This window comes from Prevotella sp. TCVGH, from assembly GCF_023522295.1.
Taxonomy (GTDB): domain Bacteria; phylum Bacteroidota; class Bacteroidia; order Bacteroidales; family Bacteroidaceae; genus Prevotella; species Prevotella timonensis.
This window is the reverse complement of the sequence record NZ_QFFX01000003.1, coordinates 44,099-63,364: the sequence shown is the minus strand read 5'-3', so window position 1 is coordinate 63,364 and position 19,266 is coordinate 44,099. Positions and strand designations below refer to the sequence as shown.

Annotated in this window: 15 protein-coding genes; 5 read left to right on the top strand and 10 right to left on the bottom strand. The window is 42.3% G+C overall.

Annotation, left to right across the window (positions count from 1 at the left end):
• Positions 1-87: 87 nt before the first annotated feature.
• Complete coding sequence (gene pncB / locus DEM91_RS01185) at positions 88-1,308, bottom strand: nicotinate phosphoribosyltransferase (RefSeq protein WP_249857576.1); 1,221 nt, start codon at positions 1,306-1,308, stop codon at positions 88-90.
• 224 nt (positions 1,309-1,532) lie between these two features.
• Between pncB and DEM91_RS01180 the strand changes: the two genes are divergently transcribed.
• The gene (locus DEM91_RS01180; RefSeq protein WP_249857574.1) at positions 1,533-2,339 is read left to right on the top strand and encodes a Cof-type HAD-IIB family hydrolase; all 807 of its coding nucleotides are present in this window, start codon (positions 1,533-1,535) and stop codon (positions 2,337-2,339) included.
• 134 nt (positions 2,340-2,473) lie between these two features.
• Positions 2,474-3,964: a cysteine--tRNA ligase gene (cysS, locus tag DEM91_RS01175; RefSeq protein ID WP_249857572.1), complete on the top strand. Its 1,491-nt coding sequence runs from the start codon at positions 2,474-2,476 to the stop codon at positions 3,962-3,964.
• Positions 3,965-4,084: 120 nt separating this feature from the next.
• Here cysS and miaB read toward each other — a convergent pair whose 3' ends face one another.
• The 3 genes from miaB to DEM91_RS01160 all read right to left on the bottom strand — a co-directional run bounded on the left by miaB (position 4,085) and on the right by DEM91_RS01160 (position 7,914).
• A complete protein-coding gene (miaB, locus tag DEM91_RS01170; protein ID WP_249857570.1) occupies positions 4,085-5,440 on the bottom strand; it encodes a tRNA (N6-isopentenyl adenosine(37)-C2)-methylthiotransferase MiaB in 1,356 nt (451 codons plus the stop codon).
• 475 nt (positions 5,441-5,915) lie between these two features.
• Positions 5,916-6,881, bottom strand: coding sequence for a phosphatase PAP2 family protein (locus DEM91_RS01165; RefSeq protein ID WP_249857568.1), 966 nt, complete (start codon positions 6,879-6,881; stop codon positions 5,916-5,918).
• Between the two features lie 37 nt (positions 6,882-6,918).
• Positions 6,919-7,914: an NAD-dependent epimerase/dehydratase family protein gene (locus tag DEM91_RS01160; RefSeq protein ID WP_249857566.1), complete on the bottom strand. Its 996-nt coding sequence runs from the start codon at positions 7,912-7,914 to the stop codon at positions 6,919-6,921.
• Positions 7,915-8,051: 137 nt separating this feature from the next.
• Between DEM91_RS01160 and rnr the strand changes: the two genes are divergently transcribed.
• Positions 8,052-10,247, top strand: coding sequence for a ribonuclease R (gene rnr, locus DEM91_RS01155; protein ID WP_249857564.1), 2,196 nt, complete (start codon positions 8,052-8,054; stop codon positions 10,245-10,247).
• 132 nt (positions 10,248-10,379) lie between these two features.
• Positions 10,380-10,847 (top strand): PH domain-containing protein, encoded by a 468-nt coding sequence (locus tag DEM91_RS01150; protein WP_008123916.1) that lies wholly within the window; start codon positions 10,380-10,382, stop codon positions 10,845-10,847.
• 84 nt (positions 10,848-10,931) lie between these two features.
• Here DEM91_RS01150 and DEM91_RS01145 read toward each other — a convergent pair whose 3' ends face one another.
• The 5 genes from DEM91_RS01145 to DEM91_RS01125 form a co-directional block, all read right to left on the bottom strand.
• Complete coding sequence (locus DEM91_RS01145) at positions 10,932-11,471, bottom strand: TIGR00730 family Rossman fold protein (RefSeq protein WP_249857562.1); 540 nt, start codon at positions 11,469-11,471, stop codon at positions 10,932-10,934.
• A 59-nt stretch (positions 11,472-11,530) separates the two neighbouring features.
• Positions 11,531-11,929: an HIT family protein gene (locus DEM91_RS01140; protein ID WP_102188718.1), complete on the bottom strand. Its 399-nt coding sequence runs from the start codon at positions 11,927-11,929 to the stop codon at positions 11,531-11,533.
• 12 nt (positions 11,930-11,941) lie between these two features.
• Positions 11,942-12,409, bottom strand: a complete 468-nt coding sequence (greA, locus tag DEM91_RS01135; RefSeq protein ID WP_249857560.1) for a transcription elongation factor GreA — start codon at positions 12,407-12,409, stop codon at positions 11,942-11,944.
• A 948-nt stretch (positions 12,410-13,357) separates the two neighbouring features.
• Positions 13,358-13,930 carry a porin family protein gene (locus DEM91_RS01130; protein WP_249857559.1) on the bottom strand — a complete coding sequence of 191 codons (573 nt, stop codon included), beginning with the start codon at positions 13,928-13,930 and terminating at the stop codon, positions 13,358-13,360.
• A 158-nt stretch (positions 13,931-14,088) separates the two neighbouring features.
• Positions 14,089-17,520, bottom strand: coding sequence for a DEAD/DEAH box helicase (locus DEM91_RS01125; protein WP_249857558.1), 3,432 nt, complete (start codon positions 17,518-17,520; stop codon positions 14,089-14,091).
• Positions 17,521-17,691: 171 nt separating this feature from the next.
• Between DEM91_RS01125 and DEM91_RS01120 the strand changes: the two genes are divergently transcribed.
• A complete protein-coding gene (locus tag DEM91_RS01120) occupies positions 17,692-18,159 on the top strand; it encodes a nucleoside deaminase (RefSeq protein ID WP_249857612.1) in 468 nt (155 codons plus the stop codon).
• Between the two features lie 65 nt (positions 18,160-18,224).
• Here the strand turns inward: DEM91_RS01120 and DEM91_RS01115 are convergent, their stop codons facing one another.
• On the bottom strand, positions 18,225-19,220 hold the full coding sequence (locus DEM91_RS01115; protein ID WP_249857557.1) for a YqiA/YcfP family alpha/beta fold hydrolase: 996 nt from the start codon (positions 19,218-19,220) through the stop codon (positions 18,225-18,227).
• Positions 19,221-19,266 lie beyond the last annotated feature (46 nt).

Below are 19,266 nucleotides of genomic sequence, written 5' to 3'. Positions count from 1 at the left end.
ACACATCGTTTCATTGATAAGACGGTGCTGTTCAGCACTTCTGATACAGCACCGTCCGTACCATTTCCATTTATATAGACCTCTTGGCTACGCTAATTGCTTGAGGAGATAGGCACACTTCTCAGGATTTCCTACCGTTTTACCTTTATCGCACGACAGTTTTACGCAATCGTGCCATTCGCGTTTTTCTGTAATTCGGCTCTTTGTTAGTTTCACAACAATATTCATTGGTTCCGCATTCTCCACATCGCAGGTTAAGAAAGTCCCCATACCATAGCTGTCTTGTATGCGGCCATTGACATATTCGTGTATTTTGATTGCCTTCTTGATGTCGAGTCCATTGCTATACACCACTTGCTTGGTTTTAGGATTGATACCCAAGCTCTTGTATTTCTCAATAATCTTCTCTGTCTGTTCTTGCTCGTCACCACTATCTACACGCAGTCCTGTAAACATCATAGCCATGCGTTTGGATAGATTATTGAAGAAAACTTTATCGCCAAAGCAGTCGTATAGATAAATACCATTATCGCCATCGTAGACGTCACTAAATTTTTTCATGACATTAAAGTTGCATTCAAAGACACCACTGATGTTTTCTTCAAATTGTATCAGTTGATGACTCATGGTTCCGATAGGCGTCAAATCGTGCTTCATTGCCAAATACACATTGCTTGTTCCTGTCAACTTCCCTGTCCATTTGTGATATCCAGCCTCGTCTTGATAGCCCCCTTGTTCGTAAGTCTCTTTCATTACTTTCACTACCATGTCGTGATGGTCGAATGAGAACCTGCGCCGAGTACCCATATCCCCTAAGACAATACCATTTTTCAATATCTCCCTTGTCTTTTCTATGGCTCTTTTTCGTTCCGTTTCTAAGTCGTATCTCTCAAAATTACCATGTAGATAGTGCATCAACTCGGATATGGTAGCCAAGATAGGCATTTCCCACATAATGGCTGAATACCATTTGCCGCGCACTGTGATTTGCAAATGTCCTGCTTCGTCCTGCGTTACCGTTACTTCGTGAGGATTGAATCGATAACCACGAAGAAACGTAAAATACCATTCGGGAAGGTAGTACATCCTACGTTTCATGAACGAAATCTCCTCCTGCGTTATCATGACTTGCGGCATATAGCCTAGTTGTTCTTCCACCAACCCTGCAAATCCTTCTGGATAAATGGTGTCGTTACGGTCAAAGAAGTTGTATTCTACCTCTGCACGAGGATATTTTTGTAAAATATAATATTGGCAACTAAAAGTATAGGCGTCGTTGTCTGTAAGATGACTGATAATTTGTTTCATATTCTTAGGAAATGTCTATTCTTCGGTTTTCGGCATTGTAGCAAACGCAAAGATACATATTTTCTTGACAAATATCACCTTAAGGGATTGATTATTGAATCTTAACGAAATATTTTTTATTCCCCTTTTTAATAATCGTACCTTTGTAGAAAGACAATAATAGACATCACTGTTTTGGGCAAAGGAGCAACATTCACTTTGAACCAAGGAAAAGAAATCTGCGTATGAATCATAAAATAAAAGCGTTGTTTTTTGATATTGATGGCACACTGGTTAGTTTTCAAAACCACCAAATACCTACCTCCACGGTACAGGCATTAGAGGAGGCAAAGGCTAACGGCGTACAAGTGTATATTTCTACAGGCAGACCGTTGTCGTTAATCACGGTTCTCGGTTCCATTCAACATTTGATAGACGGCTACATCACCACCAATGGCGCTTACTGTTTTGTCGGAAATCACGATGTATGCCAGCACGCCATCCCTCGAGAGAGCGTTGACTTTGTCATTGCGCAAGCTATAGAACAGCAGTTTTGCTGTGTCTTGGTGGGAACCAAACATTTATGTGTGTTTCAGCAAGATGAAACGTTCAACCAAGTTTTCTTAGAGCTTCTTAAGGTTCAGGGCATAGACAAAGCGGTATCACAGGATGTAGTCTTACAAGAGCCTATTTTACAATTAAGCCCTTTTATTACGCAACAGCAAGAAATAGACCTGATGAGCAAGCTTCCCACATGTCAGTCGGGGCGTTGGCATCCTGCTTTTACCGACATCACTTCCCTTTCTGCTGATAAGGGACAAGGCTTGCAAGCGATGGTCAACTATTTGGGACTTTCGCTCGATGAGACGATGGCTTTTGGCGATGGAGGCAACGACATTACTATCATTCAGAAGGCTGGAATAGGGGTAGCTATGGGAAATGCCGTACCTGAATTAAAGCAGACTGCCGATTACATCACTACTTCTGTAGACGAGCATGGAGTTCGAGAGGCACTCATCCATTACGGCATTATTGCTAAAGACACTCTGTAGCAGTACTTCTTCTTTTTCTCTCATGGTTTTTCTTTGAGAGAAAAATAGAATTCTTTTCACTCTTATGTTCAAATCCTATCGTTCTTTTGTCTAAAAGCTGTATCTTTGCAACAGCTAACTATGTTGATAGACTTATGGAACAGAAACTTTTTGTTTATAATACCCTGACACGTAAGAAGGAACTCTTCGAGCCTTTGCATGCCCCCAACGTTGGTATGTATGTGTGTGGCCCTACTGTTTATGGCGATCCGCACTTGGGACATGCCCGTCCGTCGATTACTTTTGACATCCTTTTCCGTTATCTCAAGCATCTTGGGTATAAGGTGCGCTACGTCCGTAATATTACTGATGTGGGGCATTTGGAACACGATGCCGACGAAGGTGACGACAAGATTGAGAAGAAAGCTCGCTTGGAACAGTTGGAACCTATGGAGATAGCGCAGCATTATACCAATCGTTATCATGCTGCTATGGAAGCCCTAAACGTGCTGCCTCCAAGCATCGAGCCGCATGCCACAGGTCACATCATAGAGCAAGAGGAACTGGTAAAACAAATTCTTGCCAATGGTTATGCTTACGAGAGCAACGGTTCGGTGTATTTTGATATTGAGAAATATAACAAAGATCATCACTATGGCATTCTTTCTGGGCGAAACTTGGACGATGTCATCAATAACAGCCGTGAGTTGGACGGTGTAGGCGAGAAGCGCAATCAAGTAGACTTTGCCCTTTGGAAGCGTGCCATGCCCGAACATATCATGCGTTGGCCCAGTCCTTGGAGCGATGGTTTCCCCGGCTGGCACTGTGAGTGTACCGCCATGGGGCGTAAATATTTGGGCAATCATTTCGATATTCATGGCGGGGGAATGGACCTTGTCTTCCCACATCACGAATGTGAGATAGCGCAAGCTGTAGCCAGTCAAGGCGACCAGATGGTGCGCTATTGGATGCACAATAACATGATTACTATCAATGGGAAGAAGATGGGAAAGAGCTTGGGCAATTTCATCACGCTCGAACAGTTCTTTACCGGCGAGCACGATAGTTTGGAACAGCCCTATTCACCCATGACAATTCGGTTCTTCATCCTGTCGGCTCACTACCGTGGAACGGTAGATTTTTCCAACGAGGCATTACAAGCAAGTCAAAAAGGTTTAGAGCGTTTGATGAATGGTGTACACGATTTGGAACGTTTGCAAGCAGTGGCAACCTCGGATGAGACTACACATAAGTTTGTTGCCGAATTGCGCCAACAGTGCTATGATGCCATGAATGATGATTTGCAAACACCAGTTGTCATTAGTAAGTTGTTCGAGGCGTGCCACATCATCAACACTTTGCTCGACCACACAGGCAGCATTGATCAAAAAGATTTAGACGAATTGAAAGAAGTGATGCACTTGTTTGCTTTCGACTTGTTAGGACTTAAAAATGAGCAAGGCAACGACAACGATGCTCGTGAAGCAGCATACGGAAAGGTGGTAGACATGGTGCTTGAGTTAAGGGCAAAGGCTAAGCAGGCTAAAGATTGGGCTACCAGCGACCAAATACGTGATGCCTTGGCTGCTAATGGCTTCGAAGTGAAAGATACGAAGGATGGTGTAACGTGGAAATTGAATAGATAATCCCGTATTTCTTGTATAGTTTATCGGCACAGCGAGTAAGATAGAACACTGTTAAAGGTCTTACTTGCTGTGCCGATAGCATTTGGTGACTTGCTTATTCACCGCTCAATGCGTCGCCCACTACTTCGTAACTTCTTCTCCAAACAGGGTTGCCGAGGTACTTCTCATGATGCGCACACGTACCGTTTCACCAATGTGATGCTTGCCTTTGTCAAACACCACCATCTTGTTTTGCTCTGTTCTGCCACAGAGTTGCTCTCTGCTACGCTTGCTAAATCCCTCTACTAACACCTCAAACTCTTTGCCTTCATCCTTTTTATTAGAGATGGCACTCAGTTCGGTTTGTAGATGTATCATCTCATTGAGGCGTCGAATCTTCTCCTCCTCGGGTACATTGTCGGGCAAATGTTTCGAGGCGTAGGTGCCTGGTCGTTCAGAATACTTGAACATGAAGGCGGAGTCGTAACCCACGGTGCGCATCAATTGGAGCGATAGTTGGTGGTCTTCTTCTGTCTCACCATGATAACCTACAAATATATCGGTAGAAATGCCGCAATCGGGAATGATACGTTGTATGGCACGAATGCGATCCATATACCATTCCACTGTGTATTTGCGGTTCATCAGCTTTAGAATTTTGTCGCTGCCACTTTGTACTGGTAAGTGGATATGCTTGCATACATTGGGCTCTTCGGCGATGACGCGCAAAGTGTCGTCGCTCATATCCTTGGGATGCGATGAGGTAAAACGGATACGAATATCGGGTACTTCATGGGCGACACGGCGCAACAGTTGTGGAAAGTCAATGGTGTGGGCAGCGATAGTCTCTCCATTGTCCAACTGTCGTTCGGGAACAGTGAAGCAATATGAGTTCACGTTTTGTCCTAAGAGTGTGATTTCCTTGTAATGCTTGTCGCGCAAATCACGCACCTCGCGCAGGATGCTCTCGACATCTCTCGACCGTTCTCTGCCGCGCGTGTAAGGAACGATGCAATAATGACAAAAGTTATTGCAACCACGCATAATGCTCACAAAGCCACTCACTTTGCCTATCATCAGGCGTTGAGGCACTACATCCTTGTAGGTCTCTGTTTTTGAAAGTTCTATATCAATAGCCTTGTTGCCTGTCTCGGCTTGCGCCATCATGTCGGGCAAGTTCAGATACGAGTCAGGACCGCACACCAAGTCAGTATGATGATTGTTCAACAAGTCGTCTTTCACACGCTCTGCCATACAGCCTAACACACCTAAAATAAGATTTCTACCTTTCTTGCGTTCTGCATGCAAGGCATCTAAGCGGTTGTATATTTTGTTCTCAGCGTTCTCGCGGACACTACATGTATTTAAGAAGATAGCGTCAGCCTCTTCTTCTTGTTCGCAAAGTTCGTAGCCAGCCATTTGCATGACCGATGCTACTACCTCACTGTCAGCCACATTCATTTGGCATCCATACGTCTCTATAAAAAGTTTTTTCATTGTCTTTGTCATTAGGGTACAAAGGTACAAAATAATTTTGATATGGTTGTGTTCAGTATTTGGTACTTATCAGCTTCTATTTTTAAGCAAATTCATGCTGAATTATCTTTACAAGTGCCTCTCCATAATTCGCGTATTTGTCAGCAAGTGGGGAAGTGGCGCTGAATATGCGAGTATTGGAGAAGTTTATTCTTGCTTGATAATCAGAAAGTTAGTTTTTTTTTCTGTTTTTCGTGTCACCTAAAGCAATGCTTTAAGCTCATTAACTCATGGAGATAACACCGTTAGATGGTGCTTTCAGCAGTGTTATAAACACGAGATAGCGCCATTAAATGCATGTTTTAGCAGATTTTGTTCATAAAAACAGGAAAAATGACTCCTTATTTTACATCAAATAACCCATTTTTTTGTGTAGAATGAGGAGTGTAGAAGTGTTAAATTTCAGTCATTTTTTAGGACAAAAGTGCATGTAGAGCTACCCCTTCATGTTCCTACTGATATACATTAAAAAATAGTAAAAAAGCACTCCTGTGATGAGACCAGCAAAGGCATCAATGGCATAATGTGCCTGAATGTACACGGTCGCCATGCACAAAAAGAGGTAAAAAGGAAGCATGATGTAGAGCAACATCCTATTTTTGGTATGACCTATGAGCAGGAGGCAGATGGTAGAAATGCCTACGTGAGAGCTGGGAAAGGCGGCTGTGGGACGCTCGCCAGCGGCTTTGGCATCCTCTACAAGATGATAAAAGAAGCCTTCGTGGTATCCAGGACTGGGCAAACAGTCTTGATGAAAGTTGAAATAATCGTACATAGGAGGGAAGACTCCTTTTGCTGCTTGTTCGAGTCCGATGGCTTTGAAATAAAAGGTAGGACCCACAACGGGCAGCAATACATAAATGGCATAAAAGAGAAAGAATGCGGCAGTGAGGACAAAGGCACTTCGTTGGAACTCTTTTCGGTGAAAAAACAAGTAGAAAAGAGGCACAGCTGCTACCAAGGGGTAGTACGAAGCATACCCCATATCCATCAATTCGCTGATGATGGGCGAGGAGAAGTGATGTACAAAAGCCAGTGCAGGTTGCATTCCGAAGAGTTGTTGCTCCCAAGTGGCGAAGAGATGATCAAGGTTTGGGAGTACTCTGTTAAGCTCGTAGGTGTCGGGATACCACCACACTAACAACCCCATTTGTACGAAGGAGCGTATCACCTTGATGAACCGACAGGGCAACAAGCGGTAGACTCCCCATAAAGCCATGGTAATAATGGCAATTTGGACACGCCCTATGAGCATTGACTGTGGGTTCACCAACTTGGTATAAGTCAACAAAATCATGAGAAACGTGAATCCCATGTAAAGAAACATAGCCCACTCTATGGGTAACAGTCCGCGTACGGGTTTCTTTTCTCGTGTGAAAAAGTCAGAAATGAAATAGTTCATTTTGATTCAGTTCTTTAAGATAAGCAGGAAAAGGGGGCTATAACCATTGATTTTCCCGATACCATTTAATCGTTTGAGGCACGCCATCGGACAGTGTATAATGTGGGTGATACCCCAATTCGTCCATGGTTGGTTCTATGTTACAGCGCCAGTTGCGTTGGCGTATGATGTTATATTTGTCTTTGTTCAGCGTCGTTGCCTTGCCTGTATATTTTCCCAAGTATTCACAAAGATTGGCGATGAGGCGCAATAACCATATTGGTGTATGTAGATGTAGACACCATGGATTGCCCAATTCCTTTCTGATAAGGTCGTTGAACGCATTAGATTGGTACACTTTCCCATCTGTAATGAAGTATTTACGACCATTCATACCTCGGTCCAAGGCTAAAAAAACCGCTTGAACTACATCGAGAACGTAAACGAAAGTGAGGTCTTGGCGTTGAAAACCTACTGAAAAATCTATGTGATTTTTGATGCTTTTGGCGACCAGATAATAATCTTTTTCGCGTGGACCATAGATGCCTGTAGGACGTAGAATGACGTATGGGAAATCGTTACCAATGCGATCAAGATACTGTTCGGCTGCTAATTTGCTTTTGCCGTAATGAGTATTGGGTTTTGGAACATCGTCTTCGTTGATTTCATGATAAGGTATCGTGTCCTTGATGGTACCAAATACGCCTAATGAACTGAGGTAGATGAACCGTTTCATGGGCATGCGAAGTTGGAGTAGGGCATCAACAAGGTGTTTTGTCCCTTCGGTGTTTACCTTGAAAAAATCTTCTGCATGCACGCTCTTCGTAATTCCTGCGGCATGAACCACATAGTCAAATGTATAATCTTTGAGTTGTTTGACCAATGTTTCGGTAGATGATAGGTCGAGTGTAATAAAATGGATGCGCTTATCTTGGAGGTATTCACGTGAAGAAGAAGGCCTCACAGCCGCCCATACCTCCATACCTCGTTGTAAGGCTTCGCTGACAATAAAGCTGCCAACAAAACCACTTGCACCCGTAATAAGAATATTCATCAATAAATATAATTAAGGTGCAAAGTTACAGAAATATCTTCGAAACTCAAATTTAATGCAAAATATTCGATACAAAACGGTGCGTTATCAATTCTTTTTTGTTAATTTGCAATTATCATTATAAAACACAAAACGTTATGGGAAAAGGAAAAAAAGGTGGGAAACGAATGTCAAAGAAACAGTTAAGTGAAAAACTGGAAGGCTTCTTCTCTACACAACCCGGGCAAACCTTTGGTTTGAAGGACATCTTTCGCTCGTTGAGATTAGACACACATCCTTTGAAAATGTTGGCTATTGACATCATGGAAGAGATGGCGTGGGATGACTTTTTGACTAAAGTATCTGACAACTCTTATCGTCTCAACGAGATGGGGCAGATTTTGGAAGGTGTATTTTGCCGTAAGGGGAATGGTAAGAATTCGTTTATCCCAGACGAAAGTGATAAGCCCATCTTTGTTCCAGAACGTAATTCTATGTCTGCTTTGAACGGTGATCGTGTGAAAGTCTCGCTTTTAGCACGTCGGGAAAAGCACATCAGAGAAGCACAAGTCATTGAAATATTATCACGAGCACGCGATCAGTTCGTTGGGAAATTGCGTGTAGAGAAAGATATTGCTTATCTTGTTACACAAGAAAATTTGTTTGTACACGACATTTTGATACCGAAAAGTAAGCTCAAAGGAGGAAAAAATAATGAGAAAGTGGTAGTCAAAGTAACCAAATGGCCCGATCCAGAGCATAAGAACATTGTGGGACAAGTCGTGGATATCTTGGGTGATACAGGCGACAACGATGCTGAGATGAATACTATTTTAGCCCAATATGGCTTGCCTTATAAGTATCCTAAAGCTGTAGAGCAGGCTGCTGATAAGATTTCAGGCGATATATCTCAAGCAGAATTGCAAACTCGGGAGGACTTCCGAGACGTCTTTACCTGTACCATAGACCCCAAAGATGCCAAGGATTTTGATGACGCACTGTCTATTCGGAAGTTGAGTAGAGGCATGTGGGAGGTCGGCATCCATATCGCAGACGTCACACACTATGTGAAAGAAGGCTCTATCATTGACAAGGAAGCTCAAAAGCGTGCCACTTCGGTCTATTTAGTCGACCGTACTATTCCCATGCTCCCAGAACGATTGTGTAACTATATCTGTTCGCTTCGACCTGATGAGGAGAAACTTTGTTATAGTGTCATCGTGAATATGGATGAGCAAGGTGTGGTAGCAAACACTCGGATAGTGCATACTGTCATAAAAAGCAATCGTCGCTATGCCTACGAAGAGGTGCAACAACTTCTTGAAGAGAATGGAGTTAAGGATGGAACAGGGCAACCTGCTCCCCAACCACGCAATGGTAAATATGTAGGAGAAAATGCCGAAGAACTTATTATGCTCGATAAATTGGCAAAGAAGTTGCGTGAGGCAAGATTTAAGAATGACGCAGTGAAGTTTGATAGTGAAGAACTTCACTTCGATATAGACGAGACAGGAAAGCCCATCAGATGTTATTTTAAGCGCTCGAAAGATGCCAACAAGCTGATTGAGGAGTTTATGTTGCTAGCAAATCGCACGGTGGCAGAGAGCGTGGGAAAGGTAAAGAAAGACAAGAAATCAAAGACATTGCCTTATCGTGTGCATGATGTGCCAGACCCACAGAAGCTTGAAAACCTAAAAGACTTTGTTGTTAAATTCGGCTATAAGGTGAAAACAGAAGGTACAAAGGGCGAGATGGCACGCAGTCTCAATAAACTTATGGACGCTGTAGAGGGAAAAGACGAGCAGAAATTGGTACAGACGGTGGCATTAAGGGCGATGATGAAGGCAAAATACACCATTCATAACATAGGACACTTTGGGTTGGCATTCCCTTATTACACCCATTTTACATCTCCTATTCGTCGTTATCCTGACATGATGGTGCATCGGTTGCTAACCCGATATGCGCAAGGTGGACGGAGTGCCAACAAGGAATATTACGAAGAACTGTGTGAGCATAGTTCGGAGATGGAACAAATTGCTGCCAATGCAGAGCGTGATTCTATCAAATATAAAATGGTAGAATTTATGGGAGAGCATCTTGGTGAAGTGTATGATGCACACATCAGTGGCATTCAGAATTATGGTATCTATTGTGAAATTGATGAAAATCACTGCGAAGGGTTAGTGCCTATACGCGACTTGGATGATGACTATTATGATTTTGATGAAAAGAATTATCTATTAGTAGGACGTAGACATCATCATAAATATCAGTTGGGAGATGCCATTCGGATTAAGGTTGCACAGGCTAACCTTGAGAAGCGACAACTCGATTTCACGATTGTAAAATAGTTGTTCATCAATAGAAGTAGGGCTACTTGCCGTCAACAGTGGGGGATGAAAATAACTTTCGAGTAGGTGAATGTTTACCACACCGACAGTCAGCTCATGATAATGAAGCGGCAGTAATTTCAGTGAGATAACATGAAGTATATAGATAAACATTTAATGGAAGGTGAACAGGTTGTTTACATTCCGCAGTTGCACTCTTCTCTTTATTGGGGAGCATTGTCTTGGGCTGTTTTCGGAATCGTTATCATGGTGTTTCCTACCGACGGAACACTCTTCAAAATTCAGTTGTCAGCAAGTCTTATCCTAATTCTGATCAGTGTTTTGAAGTGCATAAAGATGTACGGAGGTCGTCAATATGTCCTCACTAACCGTAGAATTATTGCCAAAAAGGGGTTGGTGCAGCGTGACTCGCTTGAACTCTTGTTGCGCAAATGCGAAGGTGTACAGATAAGGCAGAGTGTCTTGGGACGCATCTTTGACTATGGAACAGTAATAGTAACCACGGGAGAAGCAACCAACTACTTTGAATACATCAAGAATCCGATTGCGTTTAGTAGTGCTATCAATCAGATGATAGACTCATTAAAGTCGTTTGAATAAATCTTTCATCGGCAGACAGAAGGTGTCGGTTCTGTCTGCCGATGATAGGAAAGAGAAAGAAAATCTTTGTGGATATGTGTTTCTTTATGCGTTCTCGTTGATGAAATGTGCTATTTCATCAAGGGAGTTTGCTATCTTTATTTGTCGGTGATAGTCGCCTCTAATCATTCCCCTTCGTGTCATATCATCCAGTAGGGCAATGAGCGAATCCCAAAACCCATTGATATTGTATAAGATAACAACGTGATGGTGGTAGCCAATAGAATGTGCTGAAACGATAGAAAATATCTCGTCAAGGGTGCCAACACCGCCAGGAAGTGCTATCGAAATGTCACTTTGTGCAAGCATCAGCTCTTTTCTGTCACTTAAGTTGACGCAGGGAATTTCTATGTCTACGGCATCTGATACCTTTCCATTCTTTTCAATGATGGACGGAATGACCCCAATTGTTCTGCCACCTCTTTGGTGTACTGCCTTGGCAATACAATCCATGAGTCCTAAGTTGCATCCGCCAAACACCAAGTCGTGGTGTTCTTCAGCCATCCAGTTGCCTAACTCTTTCGTTCTTTCAAAGTAAACAGGATCAATGTGGTCGTTGGCGGAACAGAAAACTGCAATTTTCATATTGTCTTTTGTTGTAGATAAGATGCTGAAAGGAATTTCCTTATGGTCTCTTGATGTTTTTACAATTTCATAAATTCACTGTGGATACGTTCCGCAATAGCAGTGAATTCTTCTTCAGAAAAGATAATTCCCTTTTTATGGAAATCTACATCGCCCTCATTATCCATAGGGATGAGGTGGATATGCGCATGCGGCACCTCCAAACCTAAAACGACTTGAGCCACTTTCTTGCATGGATAAGCACTCTTAATAGCCTTAGCTACCTTTTTCGCAAACACTTGGAAAGCAGCTAACTCCTCATCTTCCATGTCAAAAATATAATCAACTTCACGACGTGGAATGACTAATGTATGCCCTTCTTTCAAGGGATTGATGTCTAAAAAGGCATAAAATTGAGCATCTTCTGCACATTTATAGCTTGGAATTTCACCAGCAGCAATTTTTGAAAATATATCCATAAGTTATCAAATTTATTCAATAGAGATGTTGTCAATACGTAGATGAATCGTGCCAGCTGGAATCTTGATTTCAACTTCATCACCCACCTTCTTGTTTAATAATCCTTGTGCAATAGGAGTCTTGATAGAGATTTTCCCTGCTTTCAAATCCGCTTCGCTTTCACTTACAATGGTGTAAGTCATTTTAGCTTTGGTTTTTAGATTGGTCATCTCTACCTTTGACAGAATCTGAACCATGTTAGCACTCAGCCGAGAGACGTCCACTATCTTTGCTTCTGCAATGGTCAGCTTCATTTTGTTAATCTTATCTTCAAGGTGAGCCTGTGCTTCTTTAGCAGCATCGTATTCAGAATTCTCACTTAAGTCTCCCTTATCACGCGCCTCTGCAATGGCAGCTGATGCCTTTGGGCGCTCGATAGACTCGAGCCTATTAAACTCGGCTACAAGATTGTCGTAGCCTTCTTGCGACATGTAAGCCATAACGTTATAAGTATTTTTGTTATTAATTGTTTTCCGTGAGGAATATAAAACAAAGAATTCCGACAATCAACTTATGTGTCGGAATTCTCTTTCCTCAAATCTTTTATATTTATTTCTTTTTGCAAAGGTAGCGATTCTTTTTCAATAAACAAGTATTTTCACATTAATTATTATACATCGAAACAGCTTTGAAATGCAATAAAAAAAAGCCATAATGATTGATTTATATCAAGAAAACAGCACTTTTTGATATTTGTTTGCGTAAACAGTTGATAATATTGTAGCAATCCTCTATCTTTGCATCGTGTTTTTCATAGTATTAGATTTAAGGTTAACAAAGATTGGGACTCAGCGGAGTCCTTTTTTTATGCCCATACGTTATTGACGATACTGATAGAAAGCCCATTTGTGTACTATCGTTGGCATCGTAAAGTAATCTCTCTTGTTTGTTAAAATATTTCATATTTTAAGGCACTAAAATTTGAATATTTGGAATCAAACAGTTAGTTGGTCTCAAATACGCTAAAAATATAAAGTGTTGATACACAAGAGTTTGTTAAAACAATGTGCTCTTTACGTTGCTTAAAGCATTGAGATAGGGTGGTTAAGTCATTACTTCAAGGCAACAACTCCATGTAGATATCCACCCAAAAGAGTGCTTTTAAGCGTGCTAAAGCGTTGTTTTAACCCAAAAACATGACAAAAATTGGTTGGAAAGATGCACTTTCGGATTGGTTTTCTTTCTAAAATCAAAAAAATAAAAAACGCGATTTGTCAAGATAATTCACAGTTTTACGACTTGCTGTTGCTGTGACTTTTTTCCTGTACATCGCTCTCTTATATATGCTGGCAAAACACCTCGAGTACTGTTGATGAAAGCGAGACAACAAAAAAAGCAACCATTTCTGGTTGCTTGATAAGTTTTCCTTTTTCTGAAAGGAGTTCGACTTACAAACCGAACTTGTAACCCAATGTTACTTGGAATACACTATTTTTTGGTTTTCCGTTTTCCCATGCTTTGGTAACTCCCCAGTTGTAACGTCCGTCAATGAAGACATTGGCAAACTCGTATGAAAGACCTACAGGGATAGAGAAGTCAAACGTCTTGTTGTTATAGTCGTTCTTGCCAACTAAGAATGCAGGTTGAACACCTAATTTTACAGCCAATCCTGGAACAACATATACGTTAGCCATTACAGGAACATTGATGTAGCCTAAATCCAGCTTAGTATCTTCCTTCTTAAATTCTTTGCCAAAGAAGTCTAATTTAAAGCCGTCCTTGAACTTTACACCTTCCTGTGCATACATGGCACCTGCAGAAAGGCTTACAATGTCAGTGATTTGATACTCTAATTCTGCACCTGCAACAAATCCAACCTTCATCTTGGTGTTGTCAAACTCGGTCATGGTAGCACCCGTTACACCTACTTGAGGCTTCAAAGAAAGTGAACCTACTTCATGTTGTGCAAATGCACCTACAGACGATAGCAGTACTACTGCCATTAAAATCATTTTTTTCATCTTCAATCTTTTTTACAATTAAAAACTTTACCTAATTATATTAGAATAATAATTTACATTTCCTTTGTAAATGTTCGCTGGCAAATATAGGCTTAAATATACGATGGGCAAGCATTATCCCTTGTTTTTTATGGTAAAAAAATATTATTACAAATTTATTAACGCAAATGATGAGGAATTTGCTCTATCAGTGCTTTGAACAAAGGATTGGCAGATAAAATGGACTTGTTGCCTAAAATGATAAGCTGTTTACGTGCGCGCGTTATCGCTACATTCAACTTTCTGTCAATCAGTTTGTCGTCCTCATAAAAACTATTGGACGTGAGGAAATCCAATTGATATCGGTGCTGGACAGTGAACGAATAGATGATGATGTCTCGTTGACTGCCTTGATACCGCTCTACGGTGTCGATGCACACGTCTTTGAGTGCTGTGTTGCCAGTCTTCTCTATCTCCTGTCTAATCATTGCAATCTGGTTACGATACGGCACAATAACGCCCACAGTGCGTAAAGGATCAAAGTTTTTTTGTGTCAAAGTATAGATACGGTTCAGCAAATCTGCCACTTTCTGCGCTTCGTCGATATTCACTTTGTCCGATTTCCCCATGGCTTCGCTCTTTTTAGAGGCATAGTAGAGCAGCCGATGCTGTACCAATTGTTGGTCTGTCTCGTCCTTCGGCTCTCCCAAGTAACCAATATCAACCGCCAATTGGTGAGGAAGCGGTACGGGTTGTAGCTGCTCTTTGAAGTAAAACATGCGGTTGGGAAAAGCCGATAGTTCAGGATGCATTCTTCCCTGTTTGTGCAATATACCCGTGAAGTCGGTTCGTCCTTGTTGCTCTTCCCAATGTATGAGACGTTCAAAGAGCGAGTTGCGACAGTTGGAAAGTCCGATGGAAAGTAGTTCAGGGACGTCCACCTTTGATTCCTCTTCACTTTGTTGAACAACGGCAGGTAATTGTTTATAATCGCCAATGAGAACAAATTTGTCGATGCTGGGTTTGTTCTCTTCGTTCGATGTTGTGGCGTTTGCAGTAGAACAATGATGCGCCAAAATGCCGATGAGGTTGGGTTCGAGTATCTGACTGGCTTCATCAATGATGGCTAAACTAAAATGTTTCAATGCAAAGATGAAGGGTTTGTGCATCATCATTGAGGTGGTGCTGACAATGATGCGTGTTTTTTCAAGTCGTCTTTGCAGGTCGGTGAGCTTTGTATGGTGTTTAATGGCTTGTCCCAAAAGATGAAATGTGAAGCGTGGCTCGCAGCTAAATTCATTGCCCAAACGCAAATAATCAAGGTCAGCACTTGTCAACATACTGCAAATTTCATCAACAGCTCGATTCGTGTACGCCATTAGGAGCAAGTTAGTATCTGAATTAGCTAACTCTTCTTCCACCACATAACGCAGTGCCATGGATGTCTTACCCGTGCCGGGAGGTCCAACTAATAAGAAATAGTCGCATGCCTGTTTCGCCTGAAGCAACACATCGTCATAATCAGGGTGATAGCTTTTCGTCAGCGTTCTTGTTTTGTCAGCCTGTGGTTTGCGTTGACCAAGCAGCAAATCACGCCTATCTTTTTGTGTTGTCATCAGCGTGTGCAAGGCATGAAAAGCTGAACTACCACTGGCATCGGAGGCACTATGTTCCACAGCATACACCAAAGGCATACGACGAGTATGTGTGACTTCATCACGATGAACAAAGAGGATATCTTCATTTTGTTGTGCATCGGCAAGGTGGATCACGATTTCATGGGTTTTAATGTCTTTCATAAATCCCTTAAATAAGATGCTTCGACGTACATCGGGTACGGCATCGGGATGATAACCATAGAGATATACCATGTCTCCACGTCTAAAGTTGGGCAGGAATTCTGCACCTTGGTCGGGTACGGCGAGTGTGATTTCATCGAAACCTCGTTGTCCTGTCCGTGTTTTCTTGGTGATGTGTAGCCCAGTGTAGATGTTCCCCATTTCTCTTTTTTCACTCAGAGGCATACTCCACAAGTCGGCATTGCTGCGCCCATTGCCATCGGCAGACCCTGCTTTTGAAATGAGTTGTTCTTTCAAAACAAATGTCATCATTCTACAGAAATACGCTTTTTCAAGTGAAGACATCTCCTGTAGTGGTTGCGTTATGGTTTTTATCTGAGGCAACAGGTAACGATTGTAGAAGAAAGTGTCGTTTTTTGCGGTGTTCAGCGTTTGTGCATTCAACAGGTTCAGTATGTTGCCAAAGCCGCCGATAGCACCGTTCATGTCGGTAGCCACGATAAGATTGCGGAGCTTGATGGTCTCTTGCAGCAACATGTCCAATCTGGTAACAGAAAGCAAGCCAGCAGGGAGCGGATATTTAGAATACAACAAAAAAATCTGGGTTGCACTGTTGGGCAGTTGAAAATTGTATTTGAGTACCCCAGCATATAGTAACGCTTGAACATAATGCGACTCAACGTGCTGTGTGCCATGTGAGTTGCGGCGGTTGTACTCTAAGTTCATATTCTTTCCCGACTTCTGTTCTACTAACAATCGGAAGTCTGTTGTCATCAAGTCTACACGTCCCTGAATGCCTAAGGTCTCGCAAACAAATGACGGTTCTAATATGGCATGGTTGCGCTGATAAGTCTTGAAGAGTTCTGTGACAATTTGTTGCATATTCTGCGCTTGCTTGGCAGCATCGGTCTTGAACAGAGTTGGGTTGAGTGTGGTGCAGGTGCAGTACTCCAAAGCCTTTTCTTGATAGTTCTCTTTCAAAGTCTCCGCCAAACTAAAGGGACGGTCTGGCTGTGCAAAAACCATATTGTCTAATGCGCACCCTGCAAAGTTTCCTAAAATGGTATGTTGCGTATTTGGCTTCTCCCTCATGCGATTTAGCGTGTAAACGGCTGGGTGATGACCATAATCTGTAAAGCAAGCAGCAAGAGAACTAATGTCAATGAGGCAATCGGGTTCTACAACAATCAGACGAGGTGTAATGAGATGCTCTTCTATCTGGCAATCCAAAAGGTTGAGTTGCATGCCAGTTCGCAGGATTTCTTGGAGATACGACATATCTGCAAACTGTTGTTTGCTGGCGTATTCCACTTGGAGGAGCTGTTCGTCCGTATCACCATCTGGCAGTACCCATATATATTGGTCGTCCCAGTGTCTCACAATGCAACGGATGTAGCGTTTGTCCAGTCGCAATCCTTTCTGTAACTCCTGCCCACGAGCGGGTAATTTTTCCACTAAAAAGAAAGGGATGGCTTCACGAAACACTGCAGAGATAAATACACAAAGGGAACGAAGATCGTACAAAACATCCTCGGGCAATAACCGTGAACTGCTGTTCGAATGACGCCGCATCCTATGAATGGCATGGGTATCTTGGGCTGATATTTGGCATTGAGAGCAGAGACGGTCTACCCTTGCACGTAGGTCGCCAAAGCTGTAAGTACTGTTTCGTAAACCTGCAGCACACGTTAAGACCAAGGTTTCATGCATCATTTTATTGACAAGTGCAGGAGAGTGTTCATTTGTTTCAATGATTTTCCCCACTTGCTGATAAAGCTCTTTAGCTGTGATATAGGTATCTGTCTGGTTCATACATCAAAAGTTCACCTCCATGGTGTGCAAGTTAAATAGTGTTTCGTTTGCGTTCATCGTCCGCATGGAGTGCAAAGATAACCAAAAATATCAACTTCATCTTGGCATTATTCTTTCATTTTTGGTTATATTTGTGTGCAGGATGGCTGCAATCCTTACAATATAACAATGATGAATCAAAAAGATATTATGCGCAGGGCGATAGCCTTGTCTGAAGAGAGTGTGTTATCGGGTGGGGGACCCTTTGGTGCTGTCATCGCAAAAGGGGACAACATAATCGCAGAAGCCTCGAACACAGTAACGATAGACCATGACCCTACGGCTCATGCGGAGGTGAATGCGATTAGGAAAGCAACGCAAAAATTGGGGACATTCGACTTGACGGGATGTGATATTTACACGTCGTGTGAACCTTGTCCCATGTGTTTGGGTGCTATTTACTGGGCACATTTGGACCGTATCTTTTACGCCAATAATCGGAAAGATGCCGCCCGTATAGGTTTTGATGACGACTTTATTTATCAAGAGATAGCCTTGAGTCCTGCTGAGCGACACAAACAAATGCAAGTTTTATTACCCGATGAGGCTCGAAAGGCTTTTGACAGTTGGGCAGAGAAGTTGGACAAAACCGAATATTGATGCCCTTTAGGAATGCCGTAGTAAAGAAACTACGGCAGCCTTTCTACGCTTTTGGCAAGAAAGGCTTATTGTCCGCCCAACCTATTAAAATAGGTAATGAGTTCTTCCCACGTCTTGAATTCATCGCTACCATACACCAAACAAGTACCCATGAAATCTTTTTCTAAGGTTGGCGTAATGAGATAATCGCCCAAGAGCAAATGCTTTTGGTTGGTAAAGATTACTTTGTTGTATGCTGGTGTAGATAGGTATTCCTCTACCCATGTTTGAACATCAGTCAAACTCGTATGCTCATTCGTGGGTGCAGGAGCAGTAATCAACACTTGGTACTGCTCTATGAGCATCTCATAAGCCTTGTGCATGCTCGATGTGGCTTTGCCGAAGCTGTCATGCAGGGTTTCGTAATCAATGTAAATAATGGGTCTTTCATGCTTTTCTTGCTTGTCGTCAATCCATCGAATGACGGGAATGAGATAATGAAATGCCACCTTGTTGGTTAATTGATGCGCTCCGTGAAAGCGTATCGCGTTGAGGTAGTGTTCATAGAACATGTCAAAAGTATGCACCAGTGGGTCTTTATCGCCAAATAACCCATACACTCTTTCCCTTTCTTCGTCCGTGATAGCCTGAAAACATTGTTGGGTTATCTCTTTATACTCATTGACTAAAGATTTCGTTACGATTACTTCTTGAACTCCGTCTTTACGTGGATTCAAAAATGTTTGTTTGCCCATCATGTTGTGGTCACGCATGGTTTCGCCCATTTGAAAAGCAGGATTCACCACGATACGGTCGTAACCTTTCAGCATCTCTGTGTACATGCCGCCCATGGAAGAGCCAATGATGAGATTGGGTTGATGCTCTTGGCACAGCTTTTTCAATAATTCAATAGCTTCGGCTGGGTGTATAGGCAAATCTTCTGCAATGATATTCGCTTCGGGGAGCAAATCTTTAAGAATGCTGACCGTTCCCGATTGAGCGGATGACATAAAGCCATGCACATACATAATGGTCTTACCAACCATCAAATCAGGATATTGTTTTTGGCGTACGGTGTCCATCTTTTTAGAATTTAGTGATGTGCAAATGTAGCTTTTTTTGAGGAAT

Bases quoted from the DNA above. Each gene is read 5' to 3' on its own strand.
- DEM91_RS01160 (WP_249857566.1), bottom strand. From the start codon at position 7,914: ATGAATATTCTTATTACGGGTGCAAGTGGTTTTGTTGGCAGCTTTATT.
- DEM91_RS01125 (WP_249857558.1), bottom strand. From the start codon at position 17,520: ATGAACCAGACAGATACCTATATCACAGCTAAAGAGCTTTATCAGCAA.
- DEM91_RS01150 (WP_008123916.1), top strand. From the start codon at position 10,380: ATGAAGTATATAGATAAACATTTAATGGAAGGTGAACAGGTTGTTTAC.
- miaB (WP_249857570.1), bottom strand. From the start codon at position 5,440: ATGAAAAAACTTTTTATAGAGACGTATGGATGCCAAATGAATGTGGCT.
- DEM91_RS01145 (WP_249857562.1), bottom strand. From the start codon at position 11,471: ATGAAAATTGCAGTTTTCTGTTCCGCCAACGACCACATTGATCCTGTT.
- DEM91_RS01115 (WP_249857557.1), bottom strand. From the start codon at position 19,220: ATGGACACCGTACGCCAAAAACAATATCCTGATTTGATGGTTGGTAAG.
- DEM91_RS01165 (WP_249857568.1), bottom strand. From the start codon at position 6,881: ATGAACTATTTCATTTCTGACTTTTTCACACGAGAAAAGAAACCCGTA.
- pncB (WP_249857576.1), bottom strand. From the start codon at position 1,308: ATGAAACAAATTATCAGTCATCTTACAGACAACGACGCCTATACTTTT.
- cysS (WP_249857572.1), top strand. From the start codon at position 2,474: ATGGAACAGAAACTTTTTGTTTATAATACCCTGACACGTAAGAAGGAA.
- DEM91_RS01140 (WP_102188718.1), bottom strand. From the start codon at position 11,929: ATGGATATATTTTCAAAAATTGCTGCTGGTGAAATTCCAAGCTATAAA.
- DEM91_RS01180 (WP_249857574.1), top strand. From the start codon at position 1,533: ATGAATCATAAAATAAAAGCGTTGTTTTTTGATATTGATGGCACACTG.
- greA (WP_249857560.1), bottom strand. From the start codon at position 12,409: ATGGCTTACATGTCGCAAGAAGGCTACGACAATCTTGTAGCCGAGTTT.
- DEM91_RS01130 (WP_249857559.1), bottom strand. From the start codon at position 13,930: ATGAAAAAAATGATTTTAATGGCAGTAGTACTGCTATCGTCTGTAGGT.
- rnr (WP_249857564.1), top strand. From the start codon at position 8,052: ATGGGAAAAGGAAAAAAAGGTGGGAAACGAATGTCAAAGAAACAGTTA.
- DEM91_RS01120 (WP_249857612.1), top strand. From the start codon at position 17,692: ATGAATCAAAAAGATATTATGCGCAGGGCGATAGCCTTGTCTGAAGAG.